Here is a 299-nt window from a genome sequence, read left to right on the forward strand (position 1 = left end):
ATTACCGTCGGTCTGCTGGCGCGCCTTCTCACCAAAATGAACTACCTGACGCTGTGTGGCATGTTGGCTGGCTCAATGACCGATCCTCCTGCGCTGGCGTTTGCTAACAACCTGCATGCCACCAGCGGGGCGGCAGCGCTCTCCTACGCCACCGTTTATCCGCTGGTCATGTTCCTGAGGATTATCACCCCACAACTGCTGGCGGTGCTCTTCTGGGGATTAGGTTAAAACTGACCTATCCAGTCAGCATATCCAGGAATGCCTGATGCGCTGCGCTTATCCGACCTACATCGTTCACT

At 55.9% G+C, this 299-nt stretch carries 1 pseudogene; it reads left to right on the forward strand.

Annotation, left to right across the window (positions count from 1 at the left end):
• Nucleotides 1-228 (forward strand): annotated as a pseudogene (locus FDX22_RS31180) (transporter); the annotation flags it as partial.
• Nucleotides 229-299 lie beyond the last annotated feature (71 nt).

Origin of the sequence: Citrobacter sp. TBCS-14, from assembly GCF_005280805.1 — a bacterium.
Lineage (GTDB): Bacteria > Pseudomonadota > Gammaproteobacteria > Enterobacterales > Enterobacteriaceae > Citrobacter > Citrobacter gillenii.